General features: G+C 68.9%; 15 protein-coding genes. 6 read left to right on the forward strand and 9 right to left on the reverse strand.

Annotated features, from left to right (window positions below):
* Positions 1-13 precede the first annotated feature (13 nt).
* Positions 14-2,464, forward strand: a complete 2,451-nt coding sequence (locus ABD05_RS29480) for a glycoside hydrolase family 2 protein (RefSeq protein WP_420796366.1) — start codon at positions 14-16, stop codon at positions 2,462-2,464.
* Between the two features lie 47 nt (positions 2,465-2,511).
* On the opposite strand, the gene ABD05_RS29485 is transcribed toward ABD05_RS29480, so the two are convergent.
* The 3 genes from ABD05_RS29485 to ABD05_RS29490 form a co-directional block, all read right to left on the reverse strand.
* Positions 2,512-3,903: a sigma-54 dependent transcriptional regulator gene (locus ABD05_RS29485; protein WP_047903461.1), complete on the reverse strand. Its 1,392-nt coding sequence runs from the start codon at positions 3,901-3,903 to the stop codon at positions 2,512-2,514.
* A gap of 145 nt (positions 3,904-4,048) precedes the next feature.
* Positions 4,049-4,189 carry a hypothetical protein gene (locus ABD05_RS38415; protein ID WP_158361693.1) on the reverse strand — a complete coding sequence of 47 codons (141 nt, stop codon included), beginning with the start codon at positions 4,187-4,189 and terminating at the stop codon, positions 4,049-4,051.
* 403 nt (positions 4,190-4,592) lie between these two features.
* Entirely contained in the window at positions 4,593-5,816 is a 1,224-nt protein-coding gene (locus ABD05_RS29490) for a glycosyltransferase family 4 protein (RefSeq protein WP_047903887.1), read from the reverse strand.
* 197 nt (positions 5,817-6,013) lie between these two features.
* Between ABD05_RS29490 and ABD05_RS29495 the strand changes: the two genes are divergently transcribed.
* Both ABD05_RS29495 and ABD05_RS29500 read left to right on the forward strand, forming a co-directional pair.
* Positions 6,014-6,676, forward strand: coding sequence for a GNAT family N-acetyltransferase (locus ABD05_RS29495; RefSeq protein ID WP_082146255.1), 663 nt, complete (start codon positions 6,014-6,016; stop codon positions 6,674-6,676).
* Positions 6,673-8,253 (forward strand): mannose-1-phosphate guanylyltransferase/mannose-6-phosphate isomerase, encoded by a 1,581-nt coding sequence (locus ABD05_RS29500; RefSeq protein WP_047903462.1) that lies wholly within the window; start codon positions 6,673-6,675, stop codon positions 8,251-8,253. Before ABD05_RS29495 ends, ABD05_RS29500 begins: the two co-directional genes overlap by 4 nt.
* A gap of 54 nt (positions 8,254-8,307) precedes the next feature.
* On the opposite strand, the gene ABD05_RS29505 is transcribed toward ABD05_RS29500, so the two are convergent.
* The 5 genes from ABD05_RS29505 to ABD05_RS29525 all read right to left on the reverse strand — a co-directional run bounded on the left by ABD05_RS29505 (position 8,308) and on the right by ABD05_RS29525 (position 15,759).
* Entirely contained in the window at positions 8,308-9,624 is a 1,317-nt protein-coding gene (locus ABD05_RS29505) for a right-handed parallel beta-helix repeat-containing protein (protein WP_047903463.1), read from the reverse strand.
* A gap of 20 nt (positions 9,625-9,644) precedes the next feature.
* Positions 9,645-10,703, reverse strand: a complete 1,059-nt coding sequence (locus ABD05_RS29510) for an acyltransferase family protein (protein WP_047903464.1) — start codon at positions 10,701-10,703, stop codon at positions 9,645-9,647.
* 25 nt (positions 10,704-10,728) lie between these two features.
* Positions 10,729-12,165 carry an oligosaccharide repeat unit polymerase gene (locus ABD05_RS29515; RefSeq protein ID WP_238594148.1) on the reverse strand — a complete coding sequence of 479 codons (1,437 nt, stop codon included), beginning with the start codon at positions 12,163-12,165 and terminating at the stop codon, positions 10,729-10,731.
* A 65-nt stretch (positions 12,166-12,230) separates the two neighbouring features.
* Entirely contained in the window at positions 12,231-14,498 is a 2,268-nt protein-coding gene (locus tag ABD05_RS29520; RefSeq protein ID WP_047903465.1) for a polysaccharide biosynthesis tyrosine autokinase, read from the reverse strand.
* A gap of 55 nt (positions 14,499-14,553) precedes the next feature.
* Positions 14,554-15,759 (reverse strand): polysaccharide biosynthesis/export family protein, encoded by a 1,206-nt coding sequence (locus ABD05_RS29525; protein ID WP_047903466.1) that lies wholly within the window; start codon positions 15,757-15,759, stop codon positions 14,554-14,556.
* A 127-nt stretch (positions 15,760-15,886) separates the two neighbouring features.
* Between ABD05_RS29525 and ABD05_RS29530 the strand changes: the two genes are divergently transcribed.
* A complete protein-coding gene (locus ABD05_RS29530; RefSeq protein WP_047903467.1) occupies positions 15,887-16,294 on the forward strand; it encodes a hypothetical protein in 408 nt (135 codons plus the stop codon).
* Between the two features lie 161 nt (positions 16,295-16,455).
* Here the strand turns inward: ABD05_RS29530 and ABD05_RS29535 are convergent, their stop codons facing one another.
* Entirely contained in the window at positions 16,456-18,312 is a 1,857-nt protein-coding gene (locus ABD05_RS29535; RefSeq protein ID WP_047903468.1) for a serine aminopeptidase domain-containing protein, read from the reverse strand.
* A 636-nt stretch (positions 18,313-18,948) separates the two neighbouring features.
* On the opposite strand from ABD05_RS29535, the gene ABD05_RS29540 reads away from it, so the two are divergent.
* Both ABD05_RS29540 and ABD05_RS29545 read left to right on the forward strand, forming a co-directional pair.
* Complete coding sequence (locus ABD05_RS29540) at positions 18,949-20,205, forward strand: oligosaccharide flippase family protein (RefSeq protein ID WP_047903469.1); 1,257 nt, start codon at positions 18,949-18,951, stop codon at positions 20,203-20,205.
* A 75-nt stretch (positions 20,206-20,280) separates the two neighbouring features.
* Positions 20,281-21,360 (forward strand): glycosyltransferase family 2 protein, encoded by a 1,080-nt coding sequence (locus ABD05_RS29545; protein ID WP_047903470.1) that lies wholly within the window; start codon positions 20,281-20,283, stop codon positions 21,358-21,360.
* Positions 21,361-21,606: the final 246 nt, after the last annotated feature.

Here is a 21,606-nt window from a genome sequence, read left to right on the forward strand (position 1 = left end):
GCCCGCGTGGTCGATGCTGGCGACGGCCGCGGGCGCCGCGCAGGAACCGCGCGAGCTCCCGGCCGCCGGCGACGGCTGGATCGCGGCACCCGTGCCCGGCACGGTCGCGCAGGCGCTCGCGCTGGCCGGCCGGCTCGACGAAGCGGCGTCGCTCGACGAACGCGACCACTGGTACCGGATCGAACTGCGCGGGCGCGGGCCGCGCGTGCTGCGCTTTCACGGGCTCGCGACGCTCGCGCAGGCGTGGCTCGACGACACGCCGATCCTCCGCTCCGACAGCATGTTCGTCGCACACGACGTTCCCGTGTCGCTCGACGGCACGCACCGGCTGACCCTCTGCTTCCGCGCGCTCGCGCCGCACCTGCGCGACGCGCGCGCGCCGCGCCGTGCGCGCTGGCGCACGCGGCTCGCCGAGCCGGCGACGCTGCGCACGGTCCGCACGTCGCTGTTCGGGCACATGCCCGGCTGGTTTCCGCCGTACGTGCCGGCCGGCCCGTGGCGCCCCGTCGACGTACTCGACCCGGCCGACGGCTTCGTGCCGGTCGATTGCGACCTGCGTGCGCGCATCGAAGGCGACACGGGCTGGCTCGATGCGGAACTGACATTTGCCGCGCCGTTGCCCGACGCACTCGCGGCACGACTGTCGTGCGGCGAACACCAGGCGACGCTCGAACGCGCCGGCGCCGACCGTTTGCGCGCGAGCGTCCCAGTGCCCAACGTGCGCCGCTGGTGGCCGCATACGCACGGCGAGCCGGCGCTGTACGAGATCACGCTGCATATCGGCGACGAACGGCGGCCGCTCGGCTCGACCGGCTTCCGCACGATCGAGATCGATGCCGGCGCCGACGGCAAGGGTTTCGGGCTGCGCATCAACGGCGTGCCCGTGTTCGCGCGCGGCGCATGCTGGAGCAGCGCCGCGCCGCTCGCGCTGCATGCGGACGACGCGACCTACGGCCGCCTGCTCGGGCTCGCGCGCGACGCGGGCTTCAACATGATCCGCGTCGGCGGCACGATGACCTACGAGGCCGACGCATTCCACGCGTGGTGCGACCGGCTCGGGCTGCTGGTGTGGCAGGATTTCATGTTCGCGAACTTCGATCACGCGCTCGACGATCCCGCGTTCGCAGACAACGTCGACCGTGAAGCGAATCAATTCCTCGCACGCCACGGCGCGTCGCCGTCGCTCGCAGTGCTGTGCGGCGGCAGCGAGATCGCGCAACAGGCGGCGATGTCGGGCCTCGGGCCGAAGCAACGCTTCCTCGAGCTGACCGCCGAACGGCTGGCCGGCCATGCGGCCGCGCGCCGGCCCGACGTCCCGTACGTGCCCGATTCGCCCGACGGCGGCGTGCTGCCGTTCGCGCCGCGCGAACGCGTGTCGCACTACTACGGCGTCGGTGCGTACCTGCGCCCGCTCGACGACGCGCGCCGCGCGGACGTGCGCTTCGCGAGCGAATGCCTCGCGTTCGCGAACGTGCCGTGCGATGCGACGCTCGCCAGCCTCGGCTGGCCGGGCGTGCACGAGCCGCGCTGGAAGGCGGCCGTGCCGCGCGACCCCGGCACGTCGTGGGATTTCGAGGACATTCGCGACCACTATCTGCAGACGCTGTACGACGTCGCGCCCGACCGGCTGCGCCGCGAGGATCCGGCACGCTACTTCGAGCTGTCGAGGGCCGCGATCGCGGACGTGATGCGCGAGACGTTCTCCGAATGGCGGCGCACCGGCTCGCGCTGCGCCGGTGCGCTCGTGTGGCAGTTCCAGGACGTGATGCCCGGCGCCGGGTGGGGGGTGATCGACGCCACGCACCGGCCGAAATCGGCGTGGCATGCGCTGCGCCAGGTGCTGCAGCCCGTGCAGGTGCTGCTCGTCGACGAAGGCTTGAACGGGCTCGACGTGCACGTGGTCAACGAACGCCCGGCGCCGCTGTCGGCGGCCGTCGAGCTGGTCGCGCTGCGCGACGGCCGCACGCCGGTCGCACGGGCCGGCTGCCCGGTGCGGATCGCCGCGCACGACACGGTGCGGATCGGCTCGGCCGAACTGCTCGGCCGGTTCTTCGACTGGACCTATGCGTATCGTTTCGGGCCCTGCGAACACGACACCGTCGTCGCGACGCTGCGCGCCGACGACGGCACGCAACTGTCGCAGGCGTTTCATTTCCCGTCCCGCACGCATCCGGCCGTGCTGGCGCGGCGCGAACTCGGGATCGAAGCGTGCGTGTCGCGCACCGGCGATACATGGCACGTCGACATCGATACGCGGCACGTCGCGCGTCACGTGCAGATCGACGCGCCGGGTTTCATGCCGCGCGACGACTGGTTTCATCTCGCACCCGGTACGCCGGTGCGCGTCGCGCTCGTTCCGCTGGACACTGCCGGGAAGATTCGGGATGCAGACGGCGGGCCGCCTGTCGTGGAAATCCGCGCGGTGAATGCCGCGCGAACGGTGCGCGCCACGCAGGCCGGTTGACGTGATGCTCGCGGCCCCGGTGCGCCGCGAGCGTCACCATTCGAACGTCAGTCGGACGAGCCCGTGCCGCGCGGCCGCTCGATTCCGTACGCCTCCATCCAGCGATACAGCGTCGCGCGCGACACGCCCAGCTCGCGCGCCGAAGCCGCGACGCGCCCGCGTGTGCGCAGCAACGCGGTTTCGATCGCCTCGCGCTCGATCGACTTGCGGATGTCGGCCACCGACGGCGACGCCGCATCGAGACAGTATTCGAGTTCGAGATCCCGCGCGGTGATCAGGCGCCCTTCGGTCATCACGACCGCGCGGCGCACGCGGTTGATCAGCTCGCGAACATTGCCGGGCCAGTCGTGCTTGTAGAGCGCGGTGATCGCGTCTGTCGAGAAGCCGCGCACGCGATGGCGCGCGTCGCCGCGGAAACGTTCGAGCATGTGGTGCGCGAGCAGTTCGATGTCCTTGCCGCGCGCGCGCAGCGGCGGCTGGTCGATCCGCATCACGCACAGGCGGTGGAACAGGTCCGCGCGAAACCGCCCTTCCTCCATCGCGCCGCGCAGGTCGACGTGCGTCGCCGATACGATCCTGACATCGACCGGCACCGGATCGCTGCCGCCGAGGCGATGGATCGAGCGCTCCTGCAGAAACCGCAGCAGGCTCGCCTGGCTCTCGTGGGGCAGGTCGCCGATCTCGTCGAGCAGCAGCGTGCCGCCGTTGGCGGCCTCGACATAGCCGATCTTGCGCGCGTTCGCGCCGGTAAACGCGCCGCGCTCATAACCGAACAGTTCCGATTGCAGCAGATGCGGCGGAATCGCGCCGCAGTTGACCGCGACGAACGGGCCGTTGCGCCGCTCCGAATGACGATGGATCGCGACGGCCGTCAGTTCCTTGCCGGTACCCGTTTCGCCGAATACGAACACCGGCGCGTCGGTGCGCGCGAAGCGCCGCACCGTATCGAACAGCCGCAGCATCGCGCTGCAGGTGCCGACGATGCCTTTCTCGTCCGATTCGAGCTGTTCGCGGTCGCGCGCGAACAGGCATTCCATGCCGTACGCATGGCCGACCGTATCCGCGATCCGCTGATGCGACGCGGGCAACGTGACGTAGTCGAAGCAATAGTCGCGCAACAGCGCGCGCACATTCGGGGACGCGGTCTGGCCGACGTCGACGAGCGCAACCCACACGACGTCGCGCATCGACGCGCAGGTCGACGCGATGCTGCCGATCGCATCGGCATGGCCACCGCTCAAGTCGAGAATGCCGCAGGTAATTTCGCCGGACGTGTCGCGCAGCTCGTTCGCATGCGCGACGATCGAAACCTTCCAGTCGCGTCGCGCCAGTTCCTTTCGCAGCATGACGGACGGCGACTGTGTCCAGTAAATCAGCGGACGCTGCCCGTTACCGCTTCCCCCGCCGGCGCTCTTATCGCGCGTTATTGGCATATTCATAACGAACCATCACTTTCTCCACTCCGCGAACCGTTCGCGTGCGCTGCGGCCGGCGGCGCATGGCCACCTGTCCGCGCTGCGTTTCCGCAGCATTGGCGAAGATCGAAACTGCACACGGCAGAGCCCCCGGAGGTCGAGCCGGATCTCATCCGGCCTCGTTGTCATCGAACTGGAAGGGAACGCGCAGCCGCAGGAGCCACGACGTTCCGGCTTTGATGCGGCGCGCCGTCAGGCGGGGCACGTCGGCAAACGGGAAATCCGTCCGCATATGCGTCGCGTCGTACACGACAGTCGCGCCTGATGCCGAACCGGATGGCCGCCAACCCGCTCCCGGAATGACCGCCTCATTTCATCCGTTCCTGAATTTACACTCCGTTTCGAGATGGCCGTGTTACCAAAAGATAAACATGATTCAGCCTATTACGCCACCGGTCGGCCCGCACAACCCGCCTTTGACCACTGAAATTTGATTATCTCCGACTATTCCCGTCAGTCAGTGGCAAATCCTACTTTTCGGCAAGATCGGGGCATTCATTGCACGCGATTTTCACCGAAATCCCGGATTAAAGCCGCACGTCCCATTCGGCGAGTCGATAATCGCGGCGCACATGCCCCGCCGGCACCGCGCGGCGAATGCACGCGCCCCGGTCCTCCGTTACAGCGTCGTAACCAAACGCCGGCGCCGCCGGTCAGGTCCGCAGCGCCGCCTCGCCTGGCAGGGCGTGCCGATCGCGCATGTTGCCACGGGCCGAAACGCCGTCGTCCGGCGTGAAACCGGCGGTGCCGGCCATCTCCTCCTGCAATGCAGCATAGCCATCCGTCACGAAGCGCGTGAGCTCGTCGCGGAAACGCGCCGAGCCGAAGAATTCGGCATTCGCGCGGCACGCGTGCGGATCGAACGATCCGCGCGGCAGTGCTTCGAAGCGGGCCAGCGCGTCGACCAGTGCGTCGACCGTCTGCGCGCGATAGAACAGGCCCGTCGCGCCGGCGCCCGGCCACGCGCGCACCGACTCGCGCACGCCGCCCTTCCCGTACGCGATCACCGGCGTGCCGCACGCTTGCGCCTCGACCGGCGAAATGCCGAAATCCTCTTCCGCCGCAAACACGAACGCGCGTGCGCGCTGCAGGTGGTCGTGCAGCACATCGAACGGCTGGTAGCCGAGCAGCGTGACGTTCGGCCCCGCAAGCGCGCGGATCTTCGCCATGTCGGGACCGTCGCCGATCACGACGAGACGGCGCTCCGGCGTACGCGAGAACGCCTCGACGATCAGGTCGATCCGCTTGTAAGGCACGAGCCGCGACGCGGTCAGGTAGAACGCGTCCTTGTCCGTGCGCAGCGACAGATGGTCGACGTCGACCGGCGGATAGATCACGGTCGCATCGCGCCGGTAGGCCTTGCGGATGCGGCGCGCGATGAAGTGCGAATTCGCGGCCACGCGATCGACGCCGTTCGCCGAACGCGCATCCCAGTTGCGGATGTAATGCAGCAGCGCCCGCGCGATCGCCGATTTCGGCCCGCGCGCGAGCCCCGCCTCCTTCAGGTACTGGTGCTGCAGATCCCACGCGTAGCGCACCGGCGAATGCACGTAGCTGGCGTGGAACTGATCCGGTCCGCTCAATACGCCCTTCGCGACCGCGTACGAGCTCGACAGCACGACGTCGTATTCCGACAGGTCGAACTGTTCGATCGCCAGCGGAAACAACGGCAGATAGCTGCGGTAGCGCTTGCGCGCGAACGGCAGCTTCTGGATGAAGGACGTGCGTACCGCGCGGCCGCGCAGGCAGTCCCGATCCTCGAGGAAATCGACGAGGCTGTAGATGTCGGCCTGCGGAAAGCAGTCGATCATGTGCGCCAGCACGCGTTCGGCGCCGCCAGGCACGACCAGCCAGTCGTGAACGATCGCAATCTTCAAGTACTGCCCCTGGTTCTTCATTCACGTTCGATATCGGCGGGCCGCGCAGCGCGGCCGCCGTGACGTGCCAATTATCGGAAAGCCCCGTCACGGCCGATGTGTGCTACCGCACATTGCGCCGCTCTAGGCGCGCCGGCCGCGCGAAACCATGGCGTGAGTACGCTTTCGAACAGACCGGCGCGCGCGGTGTCCGCATCATGACCATCGCCGCACCGCACGGAACGAACGCGTCCGTGCGGTACTGCGTGCTGAAGGCTTCACGCGAGGACCGCATCATGGAATGGTATTGTTGTGAATTCGAACATCTGGGCGCCGTCGATCTCTACGCAATCCTGCGCGCGCGCAACGCCGTGCTGGTCGTCGAGGATGCGCACACGCATCTCGACATCGACGGCAAGGACGCGGGCGCACTGCACGTGTACGCGACCGTACGTAACGGCGACATGGCGGAAGTCGCGGCCTACGCGCGCATCCTGCCCGGCGACGACATCGATCCGGATGTCGTGATCGACAAGGTACTGACGAGCGAGGCGTGTCGCGACGGCGACACGCTCGAACGCCTGCTCGAACGCGCGCTGACCGCCGCGCTGGCCGCGTGGCCGGACGCCGCGCTCCGCATGCACGTTCCCGCGCCGCGCCAGGCGTTCTACAAACGCTTCGGATTCCGCAAGGCGTACGGCCCGTATCTGGAACAGGGTGCGCCGTTCGTCGGCATCATCCGGCCGGCCGATCGCGCCGCCGGTGCGCTGCGTCAACTGCTGTCCCGGGCCGTTGCGGCGCCCCGGCCCCGAAACGAAGATGCACGCGCCGACGGCCGCGCGCACAACCGGCTGCCCGCCGATACCGGAGCCAATCGATGACCCGCACCCTTCGCCCGGTTCCCGAACCCGACCTTCCGCGCATCCTGCCGGTCATCCTCGCCGGCGGCTCGGGCACGCGCCTCTGGCCGCTGTCGCGCGAGCAGTTTCCGAAGCAACTGATCGAGCTGACCTCGAACGAATCGCCGCTGTCGGCGACGGCGCGCCGCCTGAACGGCATCGCGAACGCGTCGCTCGGCGACACGTTGCTGCTGGTGTGCGGCGAACAGCATCGCATCATGAGTGCCGCGCAAGTGGCCGATCGTGCGGCGCCGGCGCGCATCCTGCTCGAGCCGGCCGCACGCAACACGGCACCGGCGCTCACGCTCGCCGCGCTCGACGCGAGCGTGCTCGCGGACGATCCCGTGCTCGCGGTGATGCCGGCCGATCACGTGATCGCCGATGTCGGCGCATTCCAGGACACCATCGCGCGCGCGGCGCGTTACGCGCAGGAAGGCGCGATCGTCACGCTCGGCGTGCTGCCGCGCCGTGCGGAAACGGGCTACGGCTACATCCAGGTCGGCGAGCCGCGCACCGGCCGCCTCGGCGGACAAGGCGGTTATTCGATCGGGCGCTTCGTCGAGAAACCCGACGCGACGCTCGCCGAACGCTACCTGCAGTCGGGCGACTACTGGTGGAACAGCGGGATTTTCGTCACGCGCGCGTCGGTCTGGCTGAAGGCAATCCGCGCGCTGGCGCCCGCGATCCATGCGGCCTGCGAAGCGGCGTGGCGCGCGGGCGTCGCCGAGGACCCGTTCTTCCGGGTCGACGCGGCGGCGTTCGACGCGTGCCCGTCCGACTCGATCGACTACGCGGTGATGGAGCGCCTCGCCGAAAGCAGCGAGCTCGGCATCGAAGGGATCGTCGTGCCGCTCGCGGCCGGCTGGTCGGACGTCGGCACCTGGGATGCGATCTGGGAAATCATGCCGAAGGACGATCAAGGCAACGTCGCGCGCGGCCCGATCGTGTTCGAGGATACGCAGGACAGCTTCGTGCGTTCGGAGGGGCGGCTCATCGCGTGCGTCGGGATGAAGGACGTCGTCGTGATCGAAACGCCCGATGCGGTGCTGGTCGCGAACAAGCACGACGTGCAGCGCGTGAAGAACATCGTCGCGCGCCTGAAGATCGACCGGCGTCCGCAGGCGAGCGAGCACCGCAAGGTGCAGCGTCCGTGGGGGCACTACGATTCGATCGATCTCGGCGAACGGTTCCAGGTGAAGCGGATCGTCGTCGAACCGGGCAAGCGGCTGTCGCTGCAGATGCACTATCACCGTGCCGAGCACTGGATCGTCGTGCGCGGCACCGCGAAGGTGACACGCGGCAGCGAGACGTTCCTGCTCAGCGAGAACGAATCGACGTACATCGCCGTCGGCGAGGTCCATCGCCTCGAGAATCCCGGCCGGATTCCGCTCGAGATCATCGAGGTGCAATCGGGCAACTATCTCGGCGAGGACGATATCGTGCGCTTCGACGACCAGTACGGACGCGCCGTCGTCGACTCGCTGCCGGACACGCATGCGGTGCCGCTCGCTTCGCGGGAACCGCATGAACGGGCGGTGGAAGGAGATGTCGTGCGGTAAGCGCGGGCAGCGCGGCAATCGCCGGCAGTGCACGCCGGCGCGCGCATCGTGACATCAATCGATGCCGCGTTGCGACCAGCGTGCCTGCCTCAACGATTCGCGCACGCGCGGCAACTGCGACGCGTCCGCGCCCACCGTCACGCCGGTCGCGAGCGGCTGCACGCCCGCCGCCCCGCACTGCCCCGCTTTCGATCCGCCGGCATTCGGGCGGCCCGCGTTCGGGCGGCCCGCGATACAGCCTCCTCCGGCACCGCCCACCTGCACCGGCATCCCGCCGATCGCGGTCAACCGGTTGTCGGCGATCCGGTATTGCGACACATTTCCCCATACGCGAATGCCGGCGAACCGCGCGCGCGACACGCGGTTGCCGACCACGGCCACGCGCGTTACCGAGCCCGACCACGTACTGACGTCGATCGCGGCCTGCTGCGTCAGCGGGCGCGGATCGGTCCGCGCGGTCGCGGTCTGGATATCCGAGATCTCGTTGTTCTCGACCAACACGCCGGACGCGCCGTAGGTCCGGAAGCTGTCCTCCTGCGCGACCAGAATGCCCGCGCTCACCTGCACGTTGCGCACGATGTTGTTCGCGATCGTCACGTCCGCGCCGCCGACCACCGTGATGCCACGCCCCCACGCATTACCCTCGAGCGAGTTGCCGGTAATCATCACGTTGCGGCTGAGTACGCCGTCGCCCTGGTAGCTCACCACCGCAATCATGTCGTCGCCGGTGCCGCGCACGACGTTGCCCTGCACGAGCACGTTGCGCGCGCCGTGCGTGATGTGGATGCCGTCCGCCAGTGTCGCCTGCACTTCGTTGCCGACGATCGCGACATCCGCTCCGCCGAACACGAAAATCCCGCCGCCGCCGCCGTCGATCGCGTTGTCGAGCACCTGCACGCCGCGCCCGGTCACTTCGATCTTGGTCGATTGCGGCGTTTCCATCCGCGTCGAGCCCGTTCCCGCCAGCCTGAATCCCACGATCGTCGTGCCGTCGCCACGCATCTCGATCGTCTGGTCGTCGGGCACGGTTGCGATCAGCGTCGCGCCGTAGCCCGACAGCACGACCTGCGTTTGCCGAACGACGAGCGAACGGCTGACGATGTAGCGCCCCGGCGCGAACACGAGCCGCTGGCCGGGATGCAGCGCATCCAGTGCGCGTTGCAGCGCGTCGGCCTGATCCGCGCCGTCGGGCGCGGGGTCGACATGCGCATCCGGCATCGTCACGCCGCTGATCGTGCGTTGAGCCATCGGCGCGGCCGCCGCCGCAGCGTGCGCCGCCAGCGCGGGACTGCACGTCGCCCATACGCCGAATGCACCGAATACGCCGAGCATCGCACTGCAGAGACGGGAAAGGCATCGGCGCCTGCGCATGCGAACCGCGTCCACGCGTCTCATGCAGCCTGCGGGCGCACGACCGCCCCGCGCCCCGGCCACGACGGAAATCCGGCTACCCGCGCGGCCCCCGTGCGCAGCGCGATCAGGTAAGCCGCCATTGGAACCGCGACGCCGGCGAGCGTACCGAGCGCGAGGTGTGCCGCGAGGTTGCTGATGCCCGCGCGCATCAGCACGATGCGCACGCCGGCCATCACCAGGATATGCATCAGGTAGATCGGCATCGACGCGCACCCGACCGCCGCCAGCCATCCGGCGCGCTCGTGAGACGACGCATACCGGTACGCGAACTGCAGCATCAGCGCGATGCCGGCGAACGCGGCAGGAACGGCCCAGATGCTCGTTGCACCGCCCAGCCCGTGCGCGAACGCGACCGCCGAGACGAAGATCGCCGCCGTCACCGCACACGCGACGGGATGGCTGTGGCGTCCGAGCCAGCCCGGCAATGCACGCGATGCAACGACACCCGCCACGAAGAACGGCCAGTTCATCAGCGTCGTCGACAGGATGCCCCATTGCGTCGCCGCGCCGATGGCCAGCCCGAGCACCGCGCTCGCAATGAGCGCGCCGCGGATGCGCGGCGGCATCGGCACTCGCGCAAGCGCCGGCACGCGCTGCGCAAGCAGCCAGACGCCGGTCATGCAAAGCATCAGCGCATACAGGAACCAGAACTGCGCGAACGGCCGCCAGCCGATCGCCAGCAGGTCGGCGACCGTGAACGGATGATTGGTGCCGTGCGACGCCATCGCGATCTGCACGCTGCCTTGCAGGACCGACCACAGCAGGTACGGATAGGCGATCGCCCGCGCCTTCGCCCCGATGAACCGGTGCGGCGCGCTGCGCAGCGAACTGCAGACGTGCAGCCCTGACAGGAAGAAAAACAGCGGCATGTGGAACGTGTAGACCACGTAGTCGATCCACGCGAACCCGGTATCGGGCAGGCCCGCCGGCATGAGGCCCGACGAGACGGCTCCGCGCAACACATGTCCGTAGACGACCAGAATGATCCCCGCGCCACGGGCGACGTCGAGGCTGGTTTCGCGTGCAGTCGTAGTCATGTGAATGGTCGATGCGGCGGCCCCGTCAGGGTCCGCGCGCGTTGCGAGTGGTCATGAGACGCTCCACTCTATGCAGGCCGGCAGCGAAAGACTGTGGGCTGGGCGACAGTTGGCCGATGTCGGGCGCGCGCCGGATCGCGGCGCCGCGCGCGGCTGCGGGCGACGCCCGTTCCGGCCGCTTCGCGAACCACCGGAACACGACGATCAGCAGCACGACCGGTACGAAGTTGCGACCGCTGAACAGGTTCGGAATCCGCAGGATTTCCATCAGCGACACATAGAGCACCGCGTGCGCGCAGCACCAGAAGCCGTTCCCGGCCCGCCAGCCCGCGTAGCCGCGACCGAACACCCAGCCGGCAAACGCAGCGTTCAGCAACCCGAACCAGCCCCATTCGTAGAAATGGACGAAGATGCCCGACGGATTGTTGAACTCGGGATCGGCATAGCTGTTCAGGAACAGGTCGAGACTGTCGCCCGAGTCGAGCCACGGCTGGAGCGTTGCGCCGATCACCGGGAAGCGCAGCAGCCAGTCGAACGTGAACATCGGATGCCCGCTGCCCCAGCCGAGCACGTTGAGGATCCCGGCGCCGTTGTTCAGCGACGTCGAGTAGTACAGGCCCAGGCGTTCGAGCGCGAAATCGAAGATATTGTCGTAGATGTTGATGTAGTAGGTTTCCCACGACCGGTTGTATTCGTTCACGATGAACAGCCCGAGCAGCAGCGGAATCGCCGCATACGGCCCGAGCGCCAGGAGCCGCGAACGCTTGCGGCCGAACCGGAACCGCACGGCCATCAGCGCGAACGGCAGCACCATCTCGATGATCGCGAGCCGCTCCGCGAAGATGAAGCTGCGCAGCAGCGTCAGCACGGTGAGCACGGCCAGGTAGGCCTTGTAGCGGTTGAAGCCCTTGACCGGCGTCCTGAACACGTAGAAATACAGCGCGACGAACGGCGCCGTCGCCTGCGTGAAGGTGCTCAGGCCGGTGATGCGCCCTTTCAGTTCGATCAGCTCGAACGTGTTCGCCGTGCCGGACAGGAACGACAACAGCACGGCCGGATGCGTGAGGATGCCGCTCATCATCACGAGATAACCGAACAGCGCGAGCGCGAACACGAAATCGAGCACGCGCGGCGACAGCTCGACCGGCCCGTCGTCCGGCGCGCGCCGGAACTGCGCGTCGGTCGCCGCGAACCACGCGGACGCGGTCAGCACCAGCAGGAACAGGCCGCCCGCGAACGCGGCGTAGCCGTCGAAATAGATGCGTGCGATCGACTTCTGATCGCCGAGCAGGCCGATCGACAGCATCGCGTACAACGGCAGGATGAAGATCAGCACGAGCCGCGCCGGATCCTCCCACCAGTAACCCGCGTAGCCTGCAGCCCGGCCGGCGCGCGCCACCCGGCGCACCGTCGCCGGCTGTCGGTGCCGCACGCGCACGCCGGCCGCCACTCGTTTGTTCATGATGTCCGTTCCATCGCTTCCCGTGCGCGCACCGCGCGAACCCGCCGGCGCCACGCGTTCGCCGCTCAGCGCGCCGGCCGCCGCGCCGCCATCGCGCCGGCGTAGCCGGACGCGGCCTGATGGGTGTTCGCATCCGTGTAACCGTAGTCGTACCGTCCCGGGCTGCCCGTGAAGTCGTTCAGGATCACGCCGCGTACGTCGATATGCGCGTGCTCGAGCCGTCGTGCGCTTTCGTCGAGCTCCGTCAGCGTCGTCACGCCGCTGCGCGCGACGAGGAACACGGTCCCGGCCAGGCGCCCGAGCACCAGCGCGTCGGCCACCGGCAGCAGCGGCGGCGCATCGATCACGACCATGTCGTAGCGCGACGCGACGCGCTCGATCAGCTCGGCAAGCGCGGGCTGCAGCAGCAGTTCGCCCGGATCGGGCACGACGTTGCCCATCGGCATGAAATCGAGGCCGGGCGTCGCGTCGCGCTTGATCGCCTCGTCGAGCGCGTGCGTGCCGGCCACCACATCCGCCAGGCCCGGCGCGCGGCTGAAGCGGAACCGCTCGTGCAGCGAGCCCTTGCGCAGGTCCGCGTCGATCAGCAGCACACGCCGCTTCGCGGCGCCCACCAGCGACGCGAGATTCGCGGCGACGAACGACTTGCCGACGCCCGTCGTCGGCCCCGAGATCAGCACGACGCGGTTCGGTGCGTCGGGCATCGCCAGTTGCAGCGCCGTGCGGAAATTGCGCAGGCTTTCGAGCGCCGCGCCCTCCGGGGCGCCCGGCGGCTCCGGCGTGCGCGCGGCGCGCCGCCGCGCGCCCTTCGACGGCGGCACGGCTTGCCCGGACACCGGGCTGTGCGGCACCGCCGCGAACACCGGCAGGCCCGTCGACCATTCGATTTCCTCGGCGTCGCCGACCGTGCCGGCGACACGCTGCCGCACGATCACGACCGCGGCGCCCGCCAGCAGGCCGAGGATCAGCGACGCGATCACGGCCATCCCGCGATGCGGCCCGGTGGGCGTCTCGGCGACCTTCGCGGCATCGACGATCCGCACGGTGCCGGTCTTGCTGGCCCGCGCGAGGATCATCTGCTGGCGCGAGTTGAGCAGGTTCGTGTAGAGCGCGGTATCGACGGCCACGTCGCGCTGCAGTTGCAGCACGCCCTGCTCGACGGTCGGCAACTGCTGGATCTGCTTGCGCACCGTGTCGAGCGCATGCTGTGCGTCGGCGAGCTGCGCGTCGACCGCGACGACGGCCGGATGCTTCGGCATGAACCGGGTCAGCAGTTCCTCGCGGCGCTGCTGCAGCGTCTGCACGCGCGTCTCGATGTCGACCGACTGCTGCCGCAGCGCCAGCCCTTCGTCGCTCGTGTTGACCGTGCCGTGCGACGCGCGGAACGCGTTGAAGCGGCTTTCCGCCTGTTCGAGCTGCGCCTTCAGTTGCGGCAACTGCGCGTCCATGAAGCGGATCAGCTTGTCGGCCGCCGCGGACTTGCGCTGCGTGTTCTGCGCCAGATACGCGTCGCCGACCGCGTTCAGCACGCGGCTGTCGTGCACGGGATCGGTGCCGTCGAGCGTCACGCCGATCATGTTCGACTGCTTGCCGCGCTCCGAGATCAGCGCGTTCTTCTGCAGCCACGCCGTCGCCTCTTCGTCGGCGTAGCGCGTCAGGTCGAAGCGCGCGCCGGGCTCGCCCGCGACGCCGCGCACGAACACGTCGAGCGGCCCCTGCGGTGTCTCGACGTGCAGCGGCTGGCCGACCCTGCCCTGCCATACGGGCCCCGTCCTGCCGAGCAAGCCCGTGCGCTGCAGCGTATAGGCGCCGTCGTTGCCGACGGTCAGCGCGAAACGCATGCCGAGAAAACGCTTCGGCACGTCGAAGGTCGGTACGTCGATGCGCTCCGTGCCGTACACGTAACCGCCCGGCAGCGGCGACGACAGCCCGTCGGCCGCGTTCACGAACCGCCAGCCGACGATCGGCAGGTAATGCGGCCGCGCATCGACGGCCAGGTTGGTATCGTCGACCGCCCGCGCCATCACCGCGCGCGATTTCAGCACCTCGATCTCGGTCGACGCATCCGTCTTCAGGTCGAACACCGACGACGGATCGCCCGCCGGCGAACTCGGCTTCGATTCGGTCGGACTTTGCTCGACCTGGAACAGGATGTCGGTCCGGTAGACGGGGCGCGCGCAAAGCGCATAGACGGCCCCGGCAAGCGCGCCCGCGAGCGCCGTGCACAGGATCAGCCGCCGGCCGCCGACCAGCATGGTCCAGTAGCGGCGGTACGGATAGGACGGCCGCAACGCGGGCCCGTCGTGCGGGTCAGGCAGGGTCAGGGAGTTCATGCAGGATCAGTCCCGTAGGCGCGACGAGTCGCGGTCGCGAAATCGGTCGCGAGGTTCACGGCGAAATGGCCTTGGCCGTCAGCGCACCCTGCGCGGACGACGGGATCAGCAGGTTGACGACACGGCTCCAGCGCACCAGCGACGACGCATCGACGAACACGACGTCGCGACGCTCGAGCGGGAACCGGTCGGCCAGTGCGAACGAGGCCGGCGAACTCCCGTCGAGGTGATAGACCTGCGGCCGGTTGCCGGGCCCGCGCCGCACCACGTACACCTGCCGCGCGTCCGCGGTGTACTGGCTGACGCCGCCCGTGTCGCCGAGCGCTTCGCCGAGGCTCATCCGGCCGTCGGTCAGCGTCAGCGTCGCCGGACGCGACACTTCGCCGAGCACGAACACCTTGCTGTCGCTCGCCGCGCGCACGCGCACGAGATCGCCGTCGTGCAACAGGATGCTGGTCGGATTGATGCCTGCGGCCAGCATGGCCGGCAGGCTCACCATCACGGTCTTGTCGCCGCGCGTCACCGACACCCGGGAGCGGTCGGCCGTCGCGGTGAAACCGCCCGCGCGGTCGATCGCCTCGGGCAGCGTCATCGGCATGTCGTTGACGATCTGCAGCCCCGGCGTGCGCACTTCGCCGTCGAGATAGACGCGCTTGCTGCGGTACGCCTGGACGCGCACGGCGATCTGCGGCTTGCGCACGTATTCGCCGAGCCGCTTCGTCAGCACCGCGCGCGCCTGCGCCTCGGTCAGCCCCGCCACGTGCACCAGGCCCGCATAGGCGAACTGCACGCTGCCGCTCGCGTCCACCGTATAACCGGTTGCGACCGAGCTGGCGCCGACGCCGTCGCCGCCGCCCGTCGTCTGGGTCGTCGGCAGGTTCAGTTCCGGGTGATCCCACACGACGATGCTCAGCACGTCGCCGGGGCCGATCACGTACGGCTTCGGCTTGCCGAACAGCTGGCGGATTTCCGCGTCGACGCTGGCCGACTGTGCCGCATGCTGCCGCTCGACGAACGCCGGCGTGATCTCGATCAGATCCTCGCCCGCTACGTTCCGAACGCCGTCGAGGCCGCCCGAACCCGATGCGTCGGCACCCACGCGCGCATTCGCGTCGCGTTCGGCAGGCGGGCGATACGTCATGCCCGGCGACAGCGCGCACGCGCTCAGCGCGCACACGGTCGCCGCCAGCGCCACGCGCGACAGCCAGGGCATGCGGGGCCGCTGCCTCCCGGCCGTCGATTCCTTTTGCGTCGTTGACATGGTGTCCTTCCGAAACTGTGCGGTAACCCGCCAAACCCGGCGGGCTCCGGCATTACGCTTGCCAGCGCGGCTCGCCATACGGCGCCGCGCCTCCCTCGTCACCGCACGTCATTCCGTACGATTCGTCATGAACTGCTCTTCGTCGCTTTCGTCGTTCGTCTGCATCCTGTCGGCCGGTTTCGCGTGCACCGCCGCCGCGCAATCCGTGCACTCCGACCCGGCCGACGCGCCGGACTTCGCATCGTCCGCGCTGATCGCGCCGGTTCCGCTGCTACGTTCGGCGCAAACCACGACTGCCGGCGTCGCACTGTCGGCATCCGATGCAGCGGCACCGAACCTTGCGCTTCCCGGCATTCGCACCGCCGAGGAACCGGCCTCGCGCGCCCGCAGCGCGCTGCGGCGGCCGCTCGTGCCGGGCCGGCCGAGCCGCCCGAAAGCGGCCAGTGCGCCCGCCGACGACCTGTGGCGCAGCGACACGCTGTACGCTTCGCCGTACACGACGTGGCCCTACGCGCAGCCGGGCGATCCGGAGTGATGCGATCCGGCCGGTCATGCGCCGGCATCACGACGCATGCACCGATGCAGGATTGGACACCGCCGCGACCGGCGTGTCTGTGAGCGAGCCCACCGAACGTCGATCTTCATACGAAGCGGGGATCGCACCCCGTAATCCGCGCAACCGCGACGCGATGCGCGTCACGAACTTCCGACCGATACGTTCGCGTACGGGCGCCCGGCTGCGTCGGGTGCCGACGGATCGGCCACGCGTACGGCCGGCCGACCCGGATCGCCGCCCAGCGCCTGCGTGCAGAGATCGATCACCGCGGCCGTTCCCGCCGCGCCGTACAGTGCGTGGTCGACCTGCGGCATCAGGTGCACGCGCACGTGGCGCGAGCATCGAAACGCGCGCTCGACCGCGCCGAAGTGGCGCCGGACGTCGTCGATGCCGGGATCGAGCGCGCCGTAGACGAGCATCGTCCACACGTTGCGCTGCGCGAGTTCGCGCATCACGCCGCGCGGCGTATCGGCGCGCGGCTTCCAGCCGACGCGCGCGGCCGCCGCCTTCGCCGGCACGCTGATGCGCGCGATACCGTTCGCCGCCACCGCGCGCAGGATCGGACGCAGGTCGCGCCGCTCGACGACGAGCCGCTTCCACCGCCGCCAGTCGCGCACCGACAGCCAGTAGCCGCGCACCGAATTGATCCGCTGCTTCTGCGCGGCTTCGAGCGTGAGCCCGGCCGGCCACACGAAGCGCGCGAGATTGATCGCGATCACGCCGCCGAGCGAAGCCGTTTTCACCGCCGCATGCAACGCCGCGTACGCGCCGGAGCAGATGCCGGCCGCGATCACGTCCGGATGGCCGATCGCGCGCAACCAGTCCGCGGCCGCCGCGACGTCGTCGATCGCCTGCGGCGAATACACGACGCCCGACTGGTCGTCCGGCGCATCGGGCCCGCTGTCGCCGACGCCGGTCACGTCGATCCGCAACGTCGTCACGCCGGCCCGCGCCAGTGCGCGGGCGATGCGCACGCCGAAGCGTCCTTCGCCGCTGCGCGGATTGGTCGACGTGTTCGCGATCACGAGCGCCGGGCCGACCGGCGCAGCCGGCCGCGTCTCCGCCGGCCGGCACAGCACGCCGACCAGCCGCCCGGGGCCGACCGCGACGACTTGCTCCGTCATGTCGCTCATGTCGAGCGCGACGCCCGACTCGCCGTTCCACGCGTCGACCGCACGCGATGGAACGTCAGCGGCGACGGCTGCATGCGGCGCGCGCTCGACAATCCAGTTGACCAGCGTGTCGATCGCCGCGTGCGGCAGGTGCGAGCGCGTGCCGTCGAGCATCGTCGTCGGCCATTCGCGGAACGGCTCGCATGTCACGTCCACGCCGCGCGCCAGCAACGCGTCGCGCAACGCGGGGCCGTCGCCCTGTTCCGGCTGGATCAGCAGCATCGCGCCGGGCAGCGCCGGCGCGTCGCGCACGACGTCGCACAGATCGCTTGCCTTCAGCGCATCGACGAAATCGGCCGGGTAGCGATGCCCGAGCACGTTCATGCAAGGTTCGTCGCGGTGCGCGACACGGATCGCGGGCGGCGTCGTATCGAGCCACTGACGATGCACGAACGACAGCTCGCGCAGGTATGCACGGCCGCGCACGACCGGCGACAGCGCCACCATCGCATCGACGCGCGGCAACGTGTGCCGGCCTGCGCCCGCGGCGGCGAGCATCGCGAACAGCGCGCCCGCGCGGAGGCCGACGAGCGTCAGCGCGGTCACGCCGGCTTCGTCGCGCAGCAGGTCGATCGCGCGATGAATGCTGTCGATGCTGGCGGCATGCCGCCCGGCGTCGAGATCGTCGCCCGCCGAATCGCCGGCGCACGGGTAGTTGAACCGCAACACCGTGACGCCCGCACGGGCGAGTCGCTCCGCGATCGCCCGCATCAGCTTGTGCGTCCACGCGGCCTCGTGGCCCAGCGATTCGCACAGGATCACGCCCTGTCCCGTCTGTCCTTCGTGCAGCCACCCCACGCAACTGCCGAACGTTATCGGTTTCACTCGGTACTCCTCGGATCGGTATTTGTTATTCCATGCGCACACGCGCCGGCGGCTCCACCGGCATGCGCGGCTGCGCAATTCCCGCGGCGGGCCGGCGACGGCAGGACGACCGGCTGCAGCCCTCCGCCGCGCCCCTGCGCGGCCCGCTCGCCGACTTCCATGTGCCGCACTGCCCCACGCACGAACCGGTCTCGCGCAAGCGCGCGCCGGCCGGCATGCATCACATTCGCCGCGTTGCACCGGCTTCATCCGCTCGCGGGCCGGTCGTGCCGCCGGTCGCAGGCGCCGCCCGCATCCTTTCGGCGACGGACGAAACAGTGCGTCTGATTAGATCATTCGGCCCGATCGGCCTTCGGTGCGCCAGCTTACAAATGCATTCATCACTGCGGCGATACAACACGGCGCGCCCTTTCGCGATTCGTTCCGCTCGCGCGAACGGAATCCGCGTACGGTAGGCTCGCGAACAATGCCTCGTCGCACGGCCCGTATCATGGCCGCCATACGAGATGTGGCCGTGCCGGCATCGCCGGAACGGGTCGCGAATCCTCGCAGCCGGGTCAGCGCCGACCGGCCGCGCATCCGCACGGCAGCACGCAACCCGCCGCCATGCGACACCCAACGGCGCCGACCGAGCGAATGTCAAACCTCAAGAAGAACTTCCTGCTGCTGCTGACGCTGCAGATTTCGATGTATGCGGTGCCGCTGCTGATCGCACCGCTGCTGACGCACGCACTGGGCCCGGAAGGCTATGGCCAGCTCGCGTTCTCGCTCGCGGTCATCGCGTATCTCACCAACTGCACGAGCTACAGCTTCGACCTGACCGCGACGCCGCGCATCGCGCTCGCCCGCGACGACCGCGCCGAACGCTCGCGCATCTTCTGGGCGACGCTGTACGCGCAGATCGGGATCGCGGCCGTCTGCTTCGTCGTACTGGTGGTGCTGACCCTCGTGATCGGGCGCTTCGGCGAGGACCGCGACCTGCTGCTGATCGGGTTCGGCATGGTGGCCGGCGTCGCATTCACGCCCGGCTGGTATTTCCAGGGCATGGAGAAGCTGCGCGCGCTCAGCGTGATCCTGTTCGTCGGCCGCGTGCTGAGCCTTCCCGCGATGTTCGCCGTCGTGCACAGCCCGGCGGACATCGATCGCGCGATGATCGTCAACGCCGCCGTGCCGGTGCTGTCGGCGATCGCGCTGGCCGTCTACCTGTATCTCCATCGCGAAATCGACTTCGTGCGCGTCGGCGTTGCCGACATTGCCGAATCGCTGAAAGGCGGCTGGCAGGTGTTTCTCGCATCGACGTCGATCGCGTTCTACGCATCGACCAACACCGTGCTGCTCGGCTTCGTGTCGGGCAACGTCGCGGCCGGCTACTTCGCCGCCGGCGACAAGCTGATCCGCGCAGCGCTCAGCATGCTCCAGCCGCTGAAAGCCGCCACCTATCCGCGCATCAGCTACCTGATGCGGCATGCGCGCAACGACGCGTTCTCGTTCCTGCGCAAGCTGTTCGTCGTGCAGGTCGTGATGGTGCTCGGCATCTCGCTCGTGATTTTCTTCGGTGCGCCGCTGGCGGTGCGCATCCTGTACGGCCCGTCGTACGAACCGACCGTTCACGTGCTGCGCTGGATGGCGTTCATCCCGTTCATGGCCGGCATGACCGACCTGTTCGGCGTGCAGACCATGCTGCCGCTCGGCATGAAGACGGCCTTCACGCGCATCCTGATGTCGTCCGGCATCCTGAACATCGTGCTGCTGCCGGTGCTCGCGAAGTATTTCGCCGAACTGGGCGCCGCCGCCGCCGTGCTGCTCGCGGAGGCGGCAGTTGCCGCCGCGCTCGCGGCCGTGGTCTATCGCGCCGGCATTCCGCTGCTCGGCAGCTCCGTTGCGCGCCGCTAGCGTGCGGCCGCGCGACCGCGCGGTGCGCACCGCCCGCGCCGGACGACTCGAACCCGCTTCACCGGGGAGCTGCTCATGGCAGACCTGACCATTGCAATCTGCAACTACAATCACGGTGCCTATCTGCGTGCCGCGATCGATTCCGCGCTCGCACAGACCGCGAACGGCATCCGCGTGCTCGTGATCGACGACGGATCGACCGACGATTCCCGAGACATCATCCGCTCGTACGGGGAGCGCATCGCGTCGGTCTTCCAGGAGAATCGCGGCCAGGTCGCCGCGTACAACCGCGCGCTCGAGCATGTCGCGACCCGATACGTGATCCTGCTCGACGCGGACGACCTGCTCTATCCCGACGCGGCCGCCCGCGTGCTGGCCGCGTTCGCGTCCGGCGACTTCGTGAAGGTGCATTTCCGGCTCGACGTGATCACGCGCGACGGCGCCGCAACCGGCGTCACCGTCCCGCAGTCGGGCGTCGACACGGATTGCGGACGCCTGCTGCGCGCGGGCTGGCTGTATCCGTCGCCGCCCGCGTCGGGCAACGCGTACCGGAGCGACGCGCTCAGGCGCATCTTCCCGGTGCCCGTCACGGCCGACAACCTGCACGGTGCCGATTTTTATGCGATCTACGGAATCGTGCTGCTCGGCGCCATTCACATGATCGACGCGTCGCTCGGTGGTTATCGCGTTCACCAACAGGCCGCACACGCAGCCGGCGACGCGAACCGCGACACCGCCGATCTCGCATTCGCCAACGCAGAGGACGCAGCCACCGGCGCATTGAAGGCTGAACGCCGATGGTCGACGCTGCGCACGATTGCCGGCTCGCGGCTTCACGAAGCGCTGCCGGGCGAGCCGTTCGATTTCTCGATCGAAAAGGCCCGCTTCGCGAGCACGCTGTACCGCGCGCCGCTCGCGCGCCGCTGGCGCTGGTTCCTGTCCGATTCGGGCCGTTACTGGCATACGGTGCTGCGCAATCCGTTCTGGCGTCCGTTCAAGAAGCTGGCCGTCGCCGGGCTGTCGCTTGCGTGCCTGCTGCCGTCGTCGACGCTCAGCGACCGGGCGATCCGCTACATCGCCAATCCGCTCGCCCGCGCCCGCAAGCCGTCCGATCCGCGCACTGCACGCGATCCGGAATCCCGCGCCGCCGGATGACGACAGGCTCCTGTCGATTCGATGCGCACGCAACGAGCCGGACTTCGTTGATCGCCACGTTTCCCCGCGCAAACACCTGTACGCAGGTACTTCTTACCCCGCCACGCAGTCGCAATCGGGAACGATGACCGTCTTTTCTTCACGTCTCGCGACGGTACCGAATAAAGATCGTACGTATCGGTAGAAACACCGATGCTGTAGTCGAACTACATTCATACCATTAGTCGCTGCTGAGAGTCGCTACAT

The organism is Burkholderia pyrrocinia (assembly GCF_001028665.1).
Classification (GTDB): Bacteria; Pseudomonadota; Gammaproteobacteria; order Burkholderiales; family Burkholderiaceae; genus Burkholderia; species Burkholderia pyrrocinia.

Excerpts from the sequence above, each read along its gene's own strand:
- ABD05_RS29480 (WP_420796366.1), top strand. The coding sequence starts at position 14 with ATGCTGGCGACGGCCGCGGGCGCCGCGCAGGAACCGCGCGAGCTCCCG.
- ABD05_RS29520 (WP_047903465.1), bottom strand. The coding sequence starts at position 14,498 with ATGAACTCCCTGACCCTGCCTGACCCGCACGACGGGCCCGCGTTGCGG.
- ABD05_RS29510 (WP_047903464.1), bottom strand. The coding sequence starts at position 10,703 with ATGACTACGACTGCACGCGAAACCAGCCTCGACGTCGCCCGTGGCGCG.
- ABD05_RS29495 (WP_082146255.1), top strand. The coding sequence starts at position 6,014 with ATGACCATCGCCGCACCGCACGGAACGAACGCGTCCGTGCGGTACTGC.
- ABD05_RS29505 (WP_047903463.1), bottom strand. The coding sequence starts at position 9,624 with ATGCGCAGGCGCCGATGCCTTTCCCGTCTCTGCAGTGCGATGCTCGGC.
- ABD05_RS29515 (WP_238594148.1), bottom strand. The coding sequence starts at position 12,165 with ATGAACAAACGAGTGGCGGCCGGCGTGCGCGTGCGGCACCGACAGCCG.
- ABD05_RS29540 (WP_047903469.1), top strand. The coding sequence starts at position 18,949 with ATGTCAAACCTCAAGAAGAACTTCCTGCTGCTGCTGACGCTGCAGATT.
- ABD05_RS29530 (WP_047903467.1), top strand. The coding sequence starts at position 15,887 with ATGAACTGCTCTTCGTCGCTTTCGTCGTTCGTCTGCATCCTGTCGGCC.
- ABD05_RS29485 (WP_047903461.1), bottom strand. The coding sequence starts at position 3,903 with ATGAATATGCCAATAACGCGCGATAAGAGCGCCGGCGGGGGAAGCGGT.
- ABD05_RS29500 (WP_047903462.1), top strand. The coding sequence starts at position 6,673 with ATGACCCGCACCCTTCGCCCGGTTCCCGAACCCGACCTTCCGCGCATC.
- ABD05_RS29545 (WP_047903470.1), top strand. The coding sequence starts at position 20,281 with ATGGCAGACCTGACCATTGCAATCTGCAACTACAATCACGGTGCCTAT.
- ABD05_RS29525 (WP_047903466.1), bottom strand. The coding sequence starts at position 15,759 with ATGTCAACGACGCAAAAGGAATCGACGGCCGGGAGGCAGCGGCCCCGC.